A 16,185-nucleotide genomic window follows, 5' to 3' on the forward strand; every position below is an offset into this window, starting at 1 on the left:
GCAGCTCTTTGATGGCGCCGCGCCGGGGATCCGCAAACCCCCGGCTTGACCGGATCATGCCGCCATGGCCTCTATCCCGCCACACCCGGGTTCTTCTCTCTGCGCCTTAGCCCTGACCGATGCGGTCTGGCGGGCGCCGTGGCGGCGCGTGCCGCCCCTCGTATCGGAAAGGACCATCCCCATGCCCCGCATCGCCTTCATCGCGGCCCGCTTCCCCGACAAGACGGAGTCGAAGGATGACATCGAGATCCGCCTGAGCCGCCATCTCCGGGCCCTCCGCAAGCGCAAGGCGGAAGACCAGGCTGACGATGCGATCAGCGACACGCCGGAAGAGGACCGAAGCTATGGCTGGCGGCAGCCGACGGATCTCGGCGACGACGACCGCCGCCGCATCCGGCGCCGGGCCACTGCGCTCGTCGCCCGGCGCGAGGCGGCCTCCGGGCTGGGCCATCTCAGGAAGGAGGAGCGCGAGCAGCTGTCCGTCCTGCGCGACGGGGTCCGCCTCGTCACCATCCCCAGTGAGCAGCGGGCCGACGAACTCGCGGCCGCGCTTCATGCCGAGATGCCCTGGATGGCCCCGGCGACCGAAGCGGTCTGGCATGCGATGCGCGCCTCGGTGCGCTCGGGCGCGCCCGGGTTCCGGCTGCGGCCGCTCCTGCTCGATGGCCCTCCCGGCATCGGCAAGAGCACCTGGGCGCAGCGCCTGGCATCGCTGATCGGCACCGCGACGACGCAGATCGACGCTGCAGCCGAGGCCGCCGGTTTCGCCGTCGCGGGCTGCCAGCGCGGCTGGTCCAGCGCTGGGCCGGGTCGTCCACTGGAACTGATCCTGCGCCAGCTCGTCGGCAATCCGATCATCGTGGTGGACGAGATCGAAAAGCCCGGCAGGGTCACGTCGGACAAGGGACGCGCCCATGACCTGACCGATGCGCTGCTGGGCCTCTTGGAGCCCATGACGGCGCGGGGCTGGACCTGCCCCTATTTCCGCGTGAGCTTCGACATGGGCTGGATCGGCTGGGTCATGACTTCCAACGACTGGCGACGGCTCTCGGCCCCCTTTCTCAGCCGCTGTCAGCTGGTCCGCCTCGGGCCCCTCACGAGCAGGGACCTGCTCGGTTTCGTCGAGAGGGAAGCCGAGCGCCGCGGCATCGATGGGGACTGCGTGGAGGCGATCGCCGGGGCTTTGTCGCGTGCGGATACTCAACCGGATCTGCGCAGCCTGAACCGGCTGCTCGACCGCATTTCCGAACTGCAGAACCGTCCGCCCATCCACTAGGATCCGGCCGATTTCCGATGAGACTCAGATGACGAAGACCTTGATCCTTGCCGACCTTCATCACGACTTCTGGCGCCAGGCCGGGCGCGATCCCCTGGAGCGTGCCGATTTCTCGGGGCTGGACCTGCTGATCATCGCCGGAGATCTCGCGAACAAGTCCCGCGTGCGCTGGAAGCTGGCGCTTGAGGCGATCGGGCGGCACATCCCGCTCGACCGCGTCCACATCTTTCCCGGCAACCACGACTACTACGACGGGCGCCTGGACCGGGACGACAAGCTTGCGGTGATCGCCAAGGAGGCCGGGGCGCATTTCGCACAGAAACAGGAGATCGTCCGCGGCGGCACCCGTTTCCTCTGCTGCACCCTGTGGACGGACATGCTTCTCGGTGGTGGCGATGCCGAACAGAACGCGCGAGAAGCCGAGGCGCGGATGAACGACTACCGCTACATCCGTATCGAGGCCGAAAGATACCGCCGCGCCAGGCCGAGGCACACCGTCGCCGTTCACCTCGACCATCGCGCCTGGCTCGAGAGCCGCCTGAGCGCTCCTTTCGACGGGCGGACCATCGTCGTCACCCATCACGCGCCCCATGCACTCGGCCTCGCCGACAACGCCGAGGTCGGTCAGGCCTACGCCTCCGATCTGACTGGCCTCATCGTGCAGTACGCGCCCGACCTCTGGCTCTTCGGCCATACCCACCACGGCACATCGTTCCGCTGTGGCACGACGCAGCTGCGCAACGTCTCGGTCGGATATCCCGATGCTCATGAGCGCGCGCCCGTGCTTGATCACCGATGGCCGGGACTTGTTGGTTAGAAGACAGGCGGGCGGGTTCCGTGTGGGACCCGACAGCCCGGAAAGGACGCGTGCGAACTCGCCGCTAGACATCTATTCGAGCCGGCAGCATCGAGGCGCGGAAAGCAATTCGAACAGGAAGCACGCGGATGATCGAGCGGGCGGAGGCGGTGCTCGACCGGCCGGTCCTGCAGTGAGGCGGCAGGCGTACTCTTTGTAAGCCCTTCGTGTCGATTGGACGGTTCCGGTATGTCGCCCGGTGAACTCATTGCTCTTTTTGGGGTGCGCAACACGCGTTCAATCATGCGGTTCTGCTGCGGGCAGTGTGGCGGGATAATCTTCTTGCGCGGTACATGCGGGTCGCGGTAGACGATGAGTTGATGACTGTCATCGCCCATATCCTGCGGCGGATTCTGATCGCCCTGGTCGTTGTCGCGACTGCCTATGGCAGCGCTTCGGCGGCCTCCAGGCCATCGGCTGAGGATTGCTCCACTGTCGAAACCGCACATGCGCCCGAGCATCACGCCCACGAGGCGGCCCCTACGGCGACGGGGGCGACCGATGGAGCCGGGTTCCTAGACAGCGTTCACGATGCGCTGCATTGCGGCGTCCATGTCTGCGCCGCGGTCGTGGATCATGAACTGGTGACCCCGAAATCGGCACGCCTCGCTGCTTCGCTCGGCATCGACGACCATCCGCAATTGGTGGCGACCGATCGGTACGGTGCCCTTCACCGGCCGCCAGACGCCTGAACCAGCCCGATCTTGAGTGCCAGGCCTTTCGCCTCCGCGCATGAGCGGAGCGCGAGGGGTGGCCCGACTTCCAGCAATTTCAGGACCCTCCATGAGAATGACCCTTGTTGCGGCATCCGTGCCGCTGGCGCTTGGCGCATGCATGTCGACCGACGATGCTGCGCGCTCCACATCCGCTGATGCGGTTATCGCCGTCGCCGATCCAGCGGCCGGCATCCGGCCACAGAGCCCGGCCGGTTTTCCCGACTTCGAAGCGCGCCTGCCGTCGGAACCCGGCCCCTGGCAGGACATGAACAGCGCCCCGGCGCCTATGCATGGAGGTTCGAACTGATGCGCCTTCGTATTGTGACAACTATGGGGGCCGGCGGCGCGCTGCTGCTGTCGGCCTGCGCGACACCCCAGGGACTGAGCGGCATCTCCGCCCCCCGGGCAGGTTTCGACACCGTCGCCGCGACGACCCGCACTGCCACCGGCAAGGAAAGCGTCTGGCTGCAGAGCGCCGCGGAAACCGAGGCGAACGCCAGGCGCGTCAAGGCGCTGACCCACGGCAAGACAATCGGCGTCGAAACCGCCGTTCAGGTAGCGCTTCTCAACAACAGGGGCTTGCAGGCGGCCTATGCCGATCTCGGGCTTTCCGCTGCGGATGTCTGGCAGCAGACAATGCTGGTCAATCCGACCGTCTCGCTCGGCATTCGCGGCATCGGAGCGGATGGCTTGGGCGGGTATCGCAGCATCGAAGCCACGATCGCCAGCAATATCGTCGCGATTGCGACCCGCGACCGCCGCTTGAAGACCGCGGACATCCGCTTCCGCCAGGCCCAGCTTCTTGCCGCAAGCGAGACGTTGCGTGTCGCCGCCGAGACCCGCCGCGCCTGGATCGAGGCGGTGGCGGCCTTCGAGGCGGCAGCACTCGTGCGGGACTCCAGGGACACCGCGGACGCGGCCTCGGAACTGGCGGCACGGCTGGGCGATACGGGCTTTCTCAACAAGGCCGACCAGTCGCGCGAACATGCGGTCTATGCGGAGATGACCGGCCAGCAGGCGCAGGCGCGGCTCGCGGCCGAACTCGCCAAGGAGGCGCTGACGCGGCAACTGGGCCTGTGGGGAAGCGAGGTCGACTATTTCGTGCCGGACGCCCTGCCGCAACCGCCCGCCAAGGTACAGTCGCGGCCACGGATCGAAGAAGCGGCGCTCAAGCGGCGCGTCGATCTGGCGATGGCCCGGCTGGAGCTGGAGGCGATTGCTCAGGCGCAGGGCCTGACCGAGGCGACGCGCTATCTCACCGATCTTGAGGTCATCGCCGGCGCCGAGCGCGAACGCGAGCTTCATGAAGGCGCGGTCGAGGGCGAAACCACGCCGCAGGTCGAGGTGGAGTTCGAGATCCCCGTTTTCGACAGCGGAAAGGCGCGGCTGCGCAAGGCGGAACTCGCCTATATGCGCGCGGCCAACGAGCTTGCCGAGCAGGCGGTCAATGTCCGCTCCGAGGCGCGGGCGGCCTACCATGCCTATACCGCCTCGCACCGGATCGCGCAGCACTACCGCGATGCGGTCGTGCCGCTCAGGCAGGCGATCGAGGAGGAATCGCTCCTTAGCTACAGTGGGATGATCACCAGCACGTTCGAGCTTCTGGCCGACATCCGGGCGCGGCTCAACAGCAGCCTGGCGGAAGCCGCGGCGCGGCGCGATTTTTGGCTGGCCGATGCCGACCTGATGGCCGCGCTCTACGGCGGCGGCGGCTCGGCGGCGCCGGGCCAGGGCGCAATCTCCGTGGCTGGCGTTGCCAGCGCCGGTCACTGATCCAAGGGAGGAAAGGATGAACAGACGTCAACTCCTCGGCGCCGGCGCGGCGCTCGTCTCGACCGCCGCCTGGGGCCAGACCTCGAACACGGGCCTGCCGGAGGCAGCACTTGCCGACAGCGCCGCGACCCAGGTGCCGCCGAGGCCATCGACCGGGCCGGACTACAACCCGGTCGTGACACTCAACGGCTGGTCGCTGCCGTTCCGCATGAACGGCAACGTCAAGGAATTCCACCTCGTCGCCGAACCGGTGGAACGCGAACTGGCCGAAGGCATGACCGCCCGGCTCTGGGGCTATAACGGCCAGTCGATCGGCCCAACCATCGAGGCGGTCGAAGGCGAGCGGGTGCGGATCTTCGTCACCAACAGGCTGCCCGAGCACACCACCGTCCACTGGCACGGCATGATCCTGCCCTCGGGCATGGACGGGGTCGGAGGGCTCAGCCACCCCGCCATCCCGCCCGGCAAGACCTATGTCTACGAGTTCGACCTGATCAAGTCCGGCACCTTCATGTACCACCCCCATGCAGACGAGATGGTGCAAATGGCGATGGGGATGCACGGCCTGTTCATCGTCCATCCGAAGGATCCGGCCTTCATGCCGGTCGACCGTGACTTCGCCTTCCTTCTGAATGCCTTCGACATCAATCCCGGCGCCTCGGTGCCGCGGGTGATGACGATGACCGACTTCAACCTCTGGTGCTGGAACAGCCGGGTCTTTCCGGGGATTGATCCGCTCGTCGTGCGCAAGGGCGACCGCGTGCGGGTTCGGGTGGGCAACCTCACGATGACCAACCACCCGATCCACATGCACGGCTACGACTTCGAGGTCACCGGTACGGATGGCGGCTGGGTGCCGAAGTCGGCGCGCTGGCCCGAGGTTTCGATCGACATCCCGGTTGGCGCGATGCGGGCCTATGAATTCGATGCCGTGCATGAGGGCGACTGGGCGATCCACTGCCACAAGTCGCACCACACGATGAACGCGATGGGCCATGACGTGCCGACCTTCATCGGCGCCGACATGACCCGTCTTTCCGAAATGATCGGACGGCATCGGCCGGGCTACATGGCGATGGGCACCGCCGGCATGGCGGACATGGGCATGATGGAGATGCCGCTTCCGGACAACACGCTGCCGATGATGACCGGCTGGGGCCCCTACGGCCCCCTGGAGATGGGCGGCATGTTCTCGGTGGTGAAGGTGCGTGAAGGCATCGGTGCGGACGACTACGCCGATCCCGGCTGGTACGAGAACCCGCCCGGCACCGAGGCCTATGAATGGACCGGCGAATTGTCGGAACCGGCCCGCAGCGGCAGCGCCGAGACGCAGGTCCCGGTGCGGAAATCGTGACTCCAAACAGTTCAACCCACCCCGGCCGAAGCCGGATTACAGCAAGGAAGAGCAGATGAAACGCGCATTCTTCATGACCACCGCCCTGATCCTGGCGGCAAGCACAGCACATGCCGGCGGCGGCCACACCGGCGGTCACGGCGACATGATGGCGATCGGCATGCCGGGCAGCGCCGAGGCCGCGACCCGGACGATCTCGATCACGATGACGGAAAGCGAGGACGGCGAGATGCTGTTCGAACCGGGCGTACTCGAGTTCGCGGCGGGCGAGACGGTCCGCTTCGAGTTCCTTAACGCGGGCGAGCTTGAGCACGAATTTGTCATGGACACGTCTGAATCGGTCGCCGAGCACAAGGCGCTGATGGAAAAGTTCCCGGAGATGGAGCACGACGAGGCCAATGCCGTGCGGCTGCAGCCGGGCGAGAGCGGCGAGATCGTCTGGACCTTCGCCAATGCCGGCACCTTCGAATTCGCCTGCCTGATCCCGGGACACTACGAATCCGGGATGCACGGGGCGCTCGCGGTCGCGCCGGCCGACGCGCCGGGCGAAGAGGTGCTCTCGGGGACGTTCACCAAGGGCGTGGTGAAGAAGATCGATGCCAAGACCGGCAAGGTCACGATCGATCACGAGGACCTCGTCGACCTCGGCATGCCGGGGATGACGATGGTGTTCCACATGGCCGAGCCGGAGATGCTGCAACACGTCACGGAAGGCGGCGAGATCCGCTTCGTCGCCGCGCGCGTGAACGGCAAGCTGACCGTCACCAGGCTGCAGTAAACAAACGGCCGCCGGGGTCGCATCTGCGGTCCCGGCCTTGCCTGCCGATTGGGTAACAGCCTCGCGATGGCGGGTGGGCAAGTCCCGACTGCCGGTGCCTGCAGCCCAACAGGACATTGTCCTTGACCTTCCAGCGCTGGAAGCGGCTACCGTTTCCGATCATGGACCGGGAAATGGATTCTTCGCGAAGGGATTTCCTCTACTACGCCACTGGCGGCGTTGCTGCAGTCGCAACCGGCGCCGCCGTTTATCCGCTGATCGACCAGATGAACCCTTCGGCCGACGTGCAGGCATTGGCCAGCATCCGGGTCGACATCTCTTCCGTCGCGCCCGGCAAGCAGCTGACGGTGAAGTGGCGCGGCAAGCAGGTCTTCGTCCGGTTCAGGACCGAGGCCGAGATCCTCGCCGCCAGCGCCGAGGATCTCGGCGTCCTTGTCGATCAGGTCGCCCGGAACCAGAACCGTCGAAGACGACGCGCCCGCGATGGACGAGAACCGCGCCGTGCCGGGTCATCCTGAACTGCTGGTCATGATCGGCGTCTGCACGCATCTCGGATGCGTGCCACTCGGGGATCGCGCCGGCGATTTCGGCGGGTGGTTCTGCCCGTGCCACGGATCTCACTACGACACGGCCGGGCGCATCCGCAAGGGACCGGCGCCGGAGAACCTCTATGTTCCGAAGCTGAACCTGGCCGACGAGGGCATTCTCACGCTCGGCCGAGGCGTGGGCTGTGGCCTCGCTTTTCTGCCACGCGCCGCTCAGGGGAAGGGCCAATGCAGCCATGCCGAGGCGATCATGGCGTAGCGTCCCGCCTTTCCGGCCGATACGAGCAGGAGGAAGCGCCAGAACCCCACCCGCGCCAGTCCGGCGATCACGGTCAGGGGATCGCCGACGACGGGGAGCCAGGATACGAGAAGCGACCAGACGCCATAGCGGTCGAACCATTGGCGGGCCTTGCGTGCGCGGTCGGGATCGACCGGGAACCAGCGACGGCCCTCGTACTGTGCCAGGAACCGGCCGATGGTCCAATTCACCGCCGCCCCCGTCACGTTGCCGACCGAGGCGATCAGCACAAGCGTGGCTGGCTCGCCGTTTCCAGCCGCCAGAAGGCCGATCAGGACCGCTTCGGACGATCCCGGCAGGAGCGTTGCCGACAGAAAGGCCGAGAGGGCGATCAGCGCGTAGGCGGAAAGCTCGTCCACTGTGGCCTTTCCTGCAGTGAAACCGGTCGCGGCTGGCCCCGGGCGTCGCCTCCCGATGGAGGCGACCTCCTCCTGTCATGGCGCATGCCCAAGTGCTACTGGCTCGGCTGGAGCGGCCAGTTCGAGTACCTGGAGCGCGCCAAGCAGCGGCTCGCTCTGGTCGTGCCGCTGACGCTCGCGCTGATCTTCCTGCTGCTCTATCTCAACTTCCGCCGGCTCACCGAGACGCTGATCGTGATGCTCTCGCTCCCGTTCGCCATGGTGGGGGGCATCTGGCTGATGTGGTTCATGGGCTTCAACTTGTCGGTGGCGGTCGCGGTCGGGTTCATCGCGCTCGCCGGGGTCGCCGCCGAGACCGGGGTGATCATGCTGATCTACCTCGATCATGCCCTGGAGGAGGCACGCACCGCGGCGCGGGAAAGCGGGCGGTCCCTGACCCGTGCAGACCTCCATTCGGCGATCATGGTCGGGGCGGTGGAGCGGGTGCGGCCGAAGATGATGACGGTGGTGGCGATCACGGCCGGTCTGATGCCGATCCTCTGGGCCGACGGCACGGGCTCGGAGGTCATGCAGCGCATCGCGGTGCCGATGATCGGCGGCATGGTCTCCTCGACGCTCCTGACGCTGATCGTCATTCCGGCCGTCTACGGGAGCGTCAAGGGATGGCGCATGGGGCGCGGCCCGCTTCGCGAGGGGGCGCCGGAGCGAATGGCGGCCTGATCTTGCCGGCGCACCGGTGAGAGGGCCCGACCCCGGGCAAGCGCCGCTTTCGGGCGGCTGAAGGTCAGGGATCGGGCTACCTTGACGCCGGAGCCCGGACCCGGTCCGATGGGTCCCGAAAATGCGGCAGCCCGATCGCGCTGCAGTGACGGCTCCGGCGACAGCCGCCGTTCGGCAGACCGGGACCACGATGCCATGCCCGACGATCCCAGAGCGCAATCATGAACACTCCGGCGCACATGCTCGTCGGTGCCGCGCTTTTCGGGCGCCGCGACCGGCCGCGCACGATCGTGATGGGCCTTGCCGGCGGGCTTGTGCCCGATATCTCGATGCTCGTGCTGGTCGGCTGGTCGGTCTGGATCGAAGCCATCCCGGCGCGGGAGGTGTTTTCCCGCCTGTGTTTCACGGAAGCCTGGCAGCGGGCTTTCGCCATCGACCACAGCTTCCTGGTCTGGGGCGCACTCGCGGCCCTCGCGATCCGGTCCCGCATGGCAGCGGCGACGGCCTTTGCCGGCGCGGGCCTCGTCCATGCCGCGGTCGATTTCCTGCTTCATAACGGTGACGCGCGCCGCCAGTTCTGGCCAGTGTCGGAGTTCGCGTTCCAGAGCCCGGTGAGCTACTGGGATCCGGCGCGCTACGGAGCCATCGTCGCACCGCTCGAGGCTGCGCTGGTCCTGGCGTTAACGGTGTTGCTCGTATGACGCCAGAAACTCTTTTGGGAACGGGGGTTGATCCTTTTTGTGGCGTCGGTCCAGCTTTTGCCGATCGCCGTCTCCGGCGGGTTTCACGGCCTGCATGGGGCTGGATGAGAGCCGATAATCTCGACCGCCCGCTGTCAATCCGGTCGCGCTCCCCGAGCGTCGGGCGGGACGCGGGCAAGCGACGCCTTCTGCCGCGGCGACACAGCCGCCTGTTTCCGGGTGGCAAACACCGTCGTGACAGGGCCCTAATTGCCGGCAAGGCGGCTTGGTTCGCAAAGGTCCGTGTCCTCGGCGGCAAGGTCGGCCAGGATCGGACAATCTGGGCGGTGATCGCCGGCGCAGGCCTCGATCAGATGCGCGAGCGTCCTGCGCATCTCGGCCAACTCCGCGAGCTTGCGATCGATCCGGTCGAGATGTTCCGACGCAATCCCTTTGACATCCGCGCTCGCCCGGTTTCCGTCTTCATAGAGTTGCAGGAGGCTCCGGCAGTCCTCGATGGAAAAGCCCATGGACCGCGCGCGGCCAAGAAAGGCGAGCTTGTGCAGATCCGACTGGCGGAAGGCGCGATAGCCGTTGCCGCTGCGCAGGGGCTGCACAAGGCCTATGTCCTCATAATAGCGAATGGTCTTTGCCGGCAGTCCCGAAAGCCGGGAGACATCTCCGATGTTCACGCGTTCCTCCTCAGTCTGCGGCGTCGTCCCAAGTCCGCGAATTCGTAGGTCGACCCGCGCCTGATCGGCGGGTTCCGCCTATGCGGCACAGGAACAGACGTCGATCAAGTGCAGCGACCGCCCCGGCCCATGCAATCGGCGACGCCGTGTCAATGTCGCTGACTCACCTAATCCTTCCACCAACTGTAAGGTCAATGGCGCAAGTCGAAAATAACGATTCGCCGTCGGAACCGCACCTTGACCTTCCCACGCTGGAATAGGCGAAGCAGCCAGGAAGACAGGAGAAGACCATGATCAGATTCGACGTTCCCGAGATGACCTGCGGACACTGCACGGCAGCGATCCAGAAAGCGATCCGCATTGCGGATCCGATGGCGAGCGTGGATTGCGACCTCGCCGCGCGCCTGGTTTCGGTCGACAGCGCGCTCGAAGCGGAAACTCTCATCATCGCTATCAAAGAGGCAGGTTACGACGCGACCGCACTCACCGGCGACTGACGGGGCCGGCGACATGCCGGACGTCAGTCGGAGGCGCGGCTATCCGCAACGAGTTTCGTCAGTTCCTCGCGCGCGGCGAACCCGGCCAGGAGCGTCTCGCCGATCACGAAGGACGGCGTTCCCTGAAAGCCGAGCGCCTGAGTCAGTCGCATTGAGGTCGCGATATGCGCGTCAACTTCGGGTGCCGTCATGTCCTGCCTTAGCCGATCGATATCAAGTCCGATTTCCGCGGCCACACGCAGCACCGAAGTTTCCTCGGCGCGACCGTTCAGCCGCATCATCGCCTTGTGGAACTCCTCGTACTTACCCTGCGCGCGCGCTGCCAGCGCGGCCCGCGCGGCGAAGACCGAGCCGTCGCCGAGGATCGGCCATTCCCGATAGACGAGCCGGATTCCTGTGTCGGCGGCGATCAACGCCTCGACCTCGGGAGCGGCGCGGCGGCAATAGGGGCAGTTGTAGTCGAAGAACTCCACCACCGTGACGTCGCCGTCGGGATTGCCGGCGACCGGCGCGTTCGGGTCGCGTTCGATCAACTCGCGTTCATTCGCCAGAACATCGGCCTTCGCGGCGGTCTCGGCCTCGGCCTGCCTCTGCTGAAGGGCCGCGAGAGCCTCCATGACGATGTCTGGGTTTTCCCGGATCGCCTCGTAGACCAGTTGCTTCACGCGCGCCTCGTCGAGTTCGCCGGCCTGCGCGGCGATCGGCATGGCCAATGCCGCGACAAGGAATAGTCTGCGCATTATCTCGGTCATTCGCCCGTGTCTCCCTCAAGGCGCTCGGCAGCGGTTCGGGCCGCTTGAACCTCGCGCTGCCGGTCCGGCCATGTCGATCTGATATAGGCCAGGATGTCCCGGATCTGCCGGTCGCTCAGCGCATCGGCAAAGCCCGGCATGCCGCTGTCGAATTTCACGCCCCGCGCGGCAAGCGCCGCCTTGCCGCCCAGCTTGGTATAGCTGAACAGCATGCCGTCTCCGTGATGCCAGGTGTGGCCAGACTCGTCATGCGGCGGTGCCGGAAGGCGCCCGTCCGGCCCCGGCGTACGCCAGTCGGGCTGCCCCTCGAGATCGGCACCGTGACAGGAAGCGCAGTTCTCGGCATAGAGCCGTTCTCCGGCCGCGACATCCTCCGCGACCGGGCCGCGCGGAAGATACCACGCAGCCGCGGCGATCACCGCAAGACTTAAGGCCAGGACGGTCGCGAGACCGGCTTTCATACTGTCCTCTCCACCCTCAGGAAGCCTTGCTGGAAAAGGCCCAAGGTACGATCCTCCCCCGCGGCGCGTTCCGCCGGGACGTGTCAGCGAATGCCATTGGCCTGCTGAAGTTCGCGCACATAGCGGGCGATGTATCTGACGTCGGCGTCCGTCAATCCCTCGACCGGGGGCATGCTGCCGAAGTTCCAGTGATGCGAGCGCACCCCGTTCTTCGCGGCCAACACGAACGCGATATCCGAATGGTGGCCGGGTTCGTAGATCTTGTGAACGAGCGGCGGCGCGACGCCATTTTGGCCGGCGGCGTTGGACCCGTGGCAGCTGGCGCATTTCGCCTCGTAGCCCCGCTTGCCGATCTCAGCTTCCGCCGAAAGCGCGCTTGGCAGCGCGACCTGAACGATCGCCGCCCCCTTGGCGATGCCGCTGGTATTCGGGGGCGTCATCGAATGCGTCTGGGGTTGCGGTTGCGGCGGGCCCATCGAATTCCAGACGAAGGCGACGGCGCCGATGATAAAGAAGGCGAGGATCGCCCAGGCAGATTTGTTCATATCCTTTTCCGTCCGTTCCTTTCCTGTTTGTCCTCGCGTGAACCCGCCGGCATGGGTCGGTCGCACTCAGATCAACTTGACCTGGGTGCCCACCGGTGTTCGTGCGAAGACCTCCGCGATCTGCTCGTTGTAAAGGCCGATGCAGCCGTTCGACGAGCGTCGGCCGATCTTGCGGGTATCGTTGGTGCCGTGGATCCGGTAGTACTGCCACGACAGGTAGAGCGCATGGGTCCCGAGCGGGTTGTCCGGCCCCGGCCCCACGTAGTCGGGCCATTCGGGGTTACGCTCCTTCATCGACGGCGTCGGCGCCCAACTCGGCCCGTCCACCTTTCGCACCACCTCGGTATAGCCGCGCCGGGTAAGCTCGTCGGTAAGCGGAGCCGAGGTCGGATAAACCCGCATCCCGCCTTCGGCTGCCCAGTGCTGAAGGAAACGCGCATTGGTGTCCGCGAGCAGAATCCCCTTGCCGAGCGCATCGAAATGGTCGCGCCAGTCGTGCAGCTTGAAGGACGAGACGTTGCGGCGGCTGAACGACTCGTCGGAGTCGAACTCCTGGGCGCGCGAGACGCCCGGAGCGGCCAGCGTGATCGCCGACGCGGACATTGCGAGAAACCACCGTCGGTTCCAGTGTTGATCGCTGGATCTTGCCATTTACTGCCTCTTCGTTCCGTTGTCTCGGGACCGTTTGTTGAAATTTTAGCGGCCTTCCAGCGCTGGAGGGTCAATCGCTTTCGGCACTCCAATGCGTGGAAAAGTGTCGCAGCGACCTCTCGGCAGACGGCCATCGCAGGCCCGCCGCAGCCGCGGATGCGGCGTGGACGCGAAGGCGAACCATCCCCGCAGCCTTACTCTTGCGGATAGAGTAACACGCGCGCGCCGATCGGCACGCGGTCATAGAGTTCCACGATCTGCTCGTTGACGAGACGCGCGCAGCCATTGGAAACCGCGCGACCGATGGCGGTGGGATCGTTTGTCCCGTGAATCCGCAGCATCGTGTCGCCGCGCCCGGGCTCGAAAAGGTAGAGCGCCCGCGCGCCAAGGGGATTGTCGATCCCGCCCGGCATCCCGTCGGCGAATTGTGCATAACGGTTGGGTTCGCGCTCGATCATCTCCGCGGTCGGTTTCCAGTTCGGCCATTCCTTCTTGGCGCCGACATAGAAGGCGCCGGCGTGATAGAGACCGGGGCGCCCGATTCCCACCGTGTAGTGGATCGCCCTGTTGCCCTCCTGCGTGAAATAAAGCGCGAAGCGGCTCGGCAGCACATGGATCTCGTAGGGCGCGAAACCGGCGCGGATCGGGACTACGCGTGGCCGGAATTCGTCCGGAAGCGTGTAACCGGGGCCGGGCGGGTGCGCCCTTGCGGCTCCTCCCGGCATCGCGGTGGCGGCGGCCATCGTCATGATGAAAGTGCGTCTGTTCAAATCGGGGCCTTCCAAAAATCTCATGTCGTTCATACCTGGCACAGTTGCATCATCCATATTGTCGACCACCGCGCGCTCCGTCGCACCCGAGGCTGCTTGATCGAGCCGCAGGGGCCACGGCGTTCCTTCCTCGATTGAAAACCGGATCTCCGGCTGGGCGGTTCACAATCGAGTCAAGCGGCACGGCACGACGCGTCAGGCGGCGGGAATGTCGAGCCTGGCCTCCAGCCCGCCGCCGTCGCGATTCTTGAGCGTGATCGTGCCGCCATGGGCCTGGACGATGGTGCGCGCGATCGCAAGGCCAAGCCCACTGCCGCCTGTCTCGCGCGAGCGCGACTTTTCCAGCCGGTAGAACGGTTCGAACACTCGTTCCTGTTCGTCCTCGGGAATCCCCATGCCACGGTCGGAGACGCAGATCCGGATCACCTCGTCGACGCGCCGGGCGGTCACCTCCACGTTGCCGCCATAGCGCAGGGCGTTGTCTATCACGTTGCGCAGCGCTCGGCGCATGGCCCGCGGCCGGATCCGCGCCATGAGCCCCGCCGGCGCGTCCAGCGCGAACTCTCTTGCCATGTCGGCGCGAAGTTGACCGAGATAGTCACCAATCTCCACCTCCACGGAGGGCTCGGCCGTCGCCATGCCCCGAGCGAAGGACAGCGTTACGTCGACCATTCCGTGCATTTCATCGATCGAGGCTATCAGACGATCCCGGTTCTCTTCGTCCTCGACCATTTCTGCGCGCACCCGCATCGCAGTCAGCGGCGATTTCAAGTCGTGGCTCAACGCCGCGAGAAGCTGGGTCCGATCGGCGATGAACCGGGTGAGGCGGGACTGCATCCGGTTGAACGCCTCAGTCAAATGGCGGACCTCTGACGGTCCCCGCGGCTCGATCGGCGCGACCCGCTCGCCGCGTCCCAGTCCCTCGGCCGCCTCCGAAAGGTGCGTGAGCGGGCGGGTGATCCGGGAGAGGATGAACCAGAAGGCCGCGATCAGGAGCAGGGCCGCCGTCAGCGCGAAGCTGACCGCCTGAGCCCAGGGCCATTGCAGCGGCGGACGCTGGAACCTGGTGCCGACGTTCAGCCAGCGGCCGTCAGCCAGCGCGATCGACAGACGCATCTCGACGCCGGGGAGCCCGCCCTGCATCATCACCTTATGCATTGCGGCCATCTCCGGCGGCACATGCGGCATGGTCGGCATCGCCACTTGGAACTCGTGCAGTTCCACCCGGATCTCGCGCGGGTTGCCAGCCCGCATCAGGGTGCGGATCCGGCTCGCGACGGCGCCGCCGTCTCCATGGTCGCCATGATCGACCTCGGGTTGATTGGACAGGCTGAACCGAACCAGCGGCGAATCCGCAGCACGCAGAATCGATGCGTGCAGTTCCTCAGGCGCCTCTTCGATCAGCCGCGCGACATTGGCGGCGCGCCCCGCCGCTTCCAGCCCCTGCGCGGTCCGAAGGGCGAGACTGCGCTCGTCAACGAAGAGCCAGAGGCTGAAGGCCTGCGCGATGGCGAGCGCGACGATGATCAGGAGCACGAGTTGGCCACGAAGGCTGTCCACGAAGCGCCGCATCACGGCCGCTCCGTCACGCCCGTAGCCAGGCAGTAGCCGCCGCCCCGCACTGTGGTGATGATCTCCGGCCGGGCCGGATCTTTCTCGATCTTGCGCCTGAGCCGGCTCACCTGGTTGTCGATCGCCCGGTCGAAGCTCTGCGCCGCACGCCCCGACGTCAGATCGAGAAGCTGATCACGACTGAGAACCATGCGCGGCCGTTCCAGCAGGACGGTGAGAAGTCGGAACTCCGCCGTCGTGAGGCTGGTCTCCGCCCCGTCACGCGAGATCAGCACACGCCGGTCGGTGTCGAGCTCCCAGTCGGCGAAGCCGACCCGGCGGCCGGAGAGCCCGCCGGCATGGAGCTCGCCCCGTTCGGAGCGGCGCAGGATCGCCTTGATCCGGGCCAGGAGCTCGCGCGGGTTGAAGGGCTTGGGCAAATAGTCATCGGCGCCGAGTTCGAGCCCGACGATACGGTCGGTCTCCTCACCAAGCGCGGTCAGCATCAGGATCGGCACCTTGCCCTCGGCCGAGAGCCGGCGGCAGACCGAAAGCCCGTCCTCGCCGGGCATCATCACGTCGAGCACGATCAGGTCGAAATGGCCGGCCGCGAGTTTCGCATCCATCTCGGCGGCGTCGCGCGCGGAGCTGGCGCGCAGACCGTTCTTCTCCAGGTACCGGCTCACGGCATCGCGGATCTCGCGGTGGTCGTCGACGACGAGGATATGGGGCGTTGCATTCATGTCCCATTCCTATGCCATCGGATCGTGGTCTTTCACGGAAAATTGTCGCGACGCGTCTCGGCGGGGGTCTTTGCGACAAACCGTTACAAATCTCCCGGCCCGTGGACATGGTAACGTGGAGATTGGCCGACATATTGATAGCGAAGCAATCTTGGACATGAGGTGATG

Annotated in this window: 19 protein-coding genes and 1 pseudogene; 11 read left to right on the forward strand and 9 right to left on the reverse strand. The window is 66.1% G+C overall.

Features of this window, described 5'->3' with window-relative positions; translation table 11 throughout:
- Positions 1-181: 181 nt before the first annotated feature.
- The 8 genes and pseudogenes from OM960_RS14845 to petA form a co-directional block, all read left to right on the forward strand.
- Positions 182-1,276 (forward strand): AAA family ATPase, encoded by a 1,095-nt coding sequence (locus OM960_RS14845; protein WP_264772489.1) that lies wholly within the window; start codon positions 182-184, stop codon positions 1,274-1,276.
- A gap of 28 nt (positions 1,277-1,304) precedes the next feature.
- Complete coding sequence (locus tag OM960_RS14850; protein WP_264772490.1) at positions 1,305-2,093, forward strand: metallophosphoesterase; 789 nt, start codon at positions 1,305-1,307, stop codon at positions 2,091-2,093.
- A 332-nt stretch (positions 2,094-2,425) separates the two neighbouring features.
- A complete protein-coding gene (locus OM960_RS14855; RefSeq protein WP_264772491.1) occupies positions 2,426-2,824 on the forward strand; it encodes a hypothetical protein in 399 nt (132 codons plus the stop codon).
- A 97-nt stretch (positions 2,825-2,921) separates the two neighbouring features.
- Entirely contained in the window at positions 2,922-3,155 is a 234-nt protein-coding gene (locus OM960_RS14860) for a hypothetical protein (RefSeq protein ID WP_264772492.1), read from the forward strand.
- Positions 3,155-4,621: a TolC family protein gene (locus OM960_RS14865; protein WP_264772493.1), complete on the forward strand. Its 1,467-nt coding sequence runs from the start codon at positions 3,155-3,157 to the stop codon at positions 4,619-4,621. Before OM960_RS14860 ends, OM960_RS14865 begins: the two co-directional genes overlap by 1 nt.
- A 16-nt stretch (positions 4,622-4,637) precedes the next feature.
- On the forward strand, positions 4,638-5,975 hold the full coding sequence (locus OM960_RS14870) for a multicopper oxidase family protein (protein ID WP_264772494.1): 1,338 nt from the start codon (positions 4,638-4,640) through the stop codon (positions 5,973-5,975).
- A gap of 55 nt (positions 5,976-6,030) precedes the next feature.
- On the forward strand, positions 6,031-6,753 hold the full coding sequence (locus OM960_RS14875) for a copper-binding protein (protein ID WP_264772495.1): 723 nt from the start codon (positions 6,031-6,033) through the stop codon (positions 6,751-6,753).
- Between the two features lie 161 nt (positions 6,754-6,914).
- A pseudogene (petA, locus tag OM960_RS14880) lies at positions 6,915-7,470 on the forward strand (ubiquinol-cytochrome c reductase iron-sulfur subunit); the annotation flags it as partial.
- A 41-nt stretch (positions 7,471-7,511) separates the two neighbouring features.
- On the opposite strand, the gene OM960_RS14885 reads toward petA, so the two are convergent.
- Entirely contained in the window at positions 7,512-7,955 is a 444-nt protein-coding gene (locus tag OM960_RS14885; protein WP_264772496.1) for a YqaA family protein, read from the reverse strand.
- Between the two features lie 84 nt (positions 7,956-8,039).
- Between OM960_RS14885 and OM960_RS14890 the strand changes: the two genes are divergently transcribed.
- Complete coding sequence (locus OM960_RS14890; RefSeq protein WP_264772497.1) at positions 8,040-8,675, forward strand: efflux RND transporter permease subunit; 636 nt, start codon at positions 8,040-8,042, stop codon at positions 8,673-8,675.
- 221 nt (positions 8,676-8,896) lie between these two features.
- Positions 8,897-9,376, forward strand: a complete 480-nt coding sequence (locus tag OM960_RS14895; RefSeq protein ID WP_264772498.1) for a cobalamin biosynthesis protein CobQ — start codon at positions 8,897-8,899, stop codon at positions 9,374-9,376.
- Positions 9,377-9,621: 245 nt separating this feature from the next.
- On the opposite strand, the gene cueR is transcribed toward OM960_RS14895, so the two are convergent.
- The gene (cueR, locus tag OM960_RS14900; protein WP_264772499.1) at positions 9,622-10,047 is read right to left on the reverse strand and encodes a Cu(I)-responsive transcriptional regulator; all 426 of its coding nucleotides are present in this window, start codon (positions 10,045-10,047) and stop codon (positions 9,622-9,624) included.
- Positions 10,048-10,337: 290 nt separating this feature from the next.
- Between cueR and OM960_RS14905 the strand changes: the two genes are divergently transcribed.
- Positions 10,338-10,544 (forward strand): heavy-metal-associated domain-containing protein, encoded by a 207-nt coding sequence (locus OM960_RS14905; protein ID WP_264772500.1) that lies wholly within the window; start codon positions 10,338-10,340, stop codon positions 10,542-10,544.
- Positions 10,545-10,567: 23 nt separating this feature from the next.
- On the opposite strand, the gene OM960_RS14910 is transcribed toward OM960_RS14905, so the two are convergent.
- From OM960_RS14910 to OM960_RS14940, 7 genes are all read right to left on the reverse strand, one after another.
- The gene (locus OM960_RS14910) at positions 10,568-11,296 is read right to left on the reverse strand and encodes a DsbA family protein (RefSeq protein ID WP_264772501.1); all 729 of its coding nucleotides are present in this window, start codon (positions 11,294-11,296) and stop codon (positions 10,568-10,570) included.
- Positions 11,293-11,757, reverse strand: coding sequence for a c-type cytochrome (locus OM960_RS14915; RefSeq protein ID WP_264772502.1), 465 nt, complete (start codon positions 11,755-11,757; stop codon positions 11,293-11,295). Before OM960_RS14915 ends, OM960_RS14910 begins: the two co-directional genes overlap by 4 nt.
- A gap of 83 nt (positions 11,758-11,840) precedes the next feature.
- Positions 11,841-12,368 (reverse strand): c-type cytochrome, encoded by a 528-nt coding sequence (locus tag OM960_RS14920; RefSeq protein ID WP_432759520.1) that lies wholly within the window; start codon positions 12,366-12,368, stop codon positions 11,841-11,843.
- On the reverse strand, positions 12,369-12,953 hold the full coding sequence (locus tag OM960_RS14925) for a L,D-transpeptidase (protein WP_432759521.1): 585 nt from the start codon (positions 12,951-12,953) through the stop codon (positions 12,369-12,371). It abuts the gene before it with no gap.
- Between the two features lie 194 nt (positions 12,954-13,147).
- Entirely contained in the window at positions 13,148-13,702 is a 555-nt protein-coding gene (locus OM960_RS14930) for a L,D-transpeptidase (RefSeq protein WP_264772504.1), read from the reverse strand.
- Between the two features lie 216 nt (positions 13,703-13,918).
- On the reverse strand, positions 13,919-15,295 hold the full coding sequence (locus OM960_RS14935) for an ATP-binding protein (RefSeq protein WP_264772505.1): 1,377 nt from the start codon (positions 15,293-15,295) through the stop codon (positions 13,919-13,921).
- Positions 15,295-16,017, reverse strand: a complete 723-nt coding sequence (locus tag OM960_RS14940; RefSeq protein WP_264772506.1) for a response regulator — start codon at positions 16,015-16,017, stop codon at positions 15,295-15,297. Before OM960_RS14940 ends, OM960_RS14935 begins: the two co-directional genes overlap by 1 nt.
- Positions 16,018-16,185 lie beyond the last annotated feature (168 nt).

This window comes from Defluviimonas salinarum, assembly GCF_026013545.1.
GTDB classification, from domain to species: domain Bacteria; phylum Pseudomonadota; class Alphaproteobacteria; order Rhodobacterales; family Rhodobacteraceae; genus Albidovulum; species Albidovulum salinarum.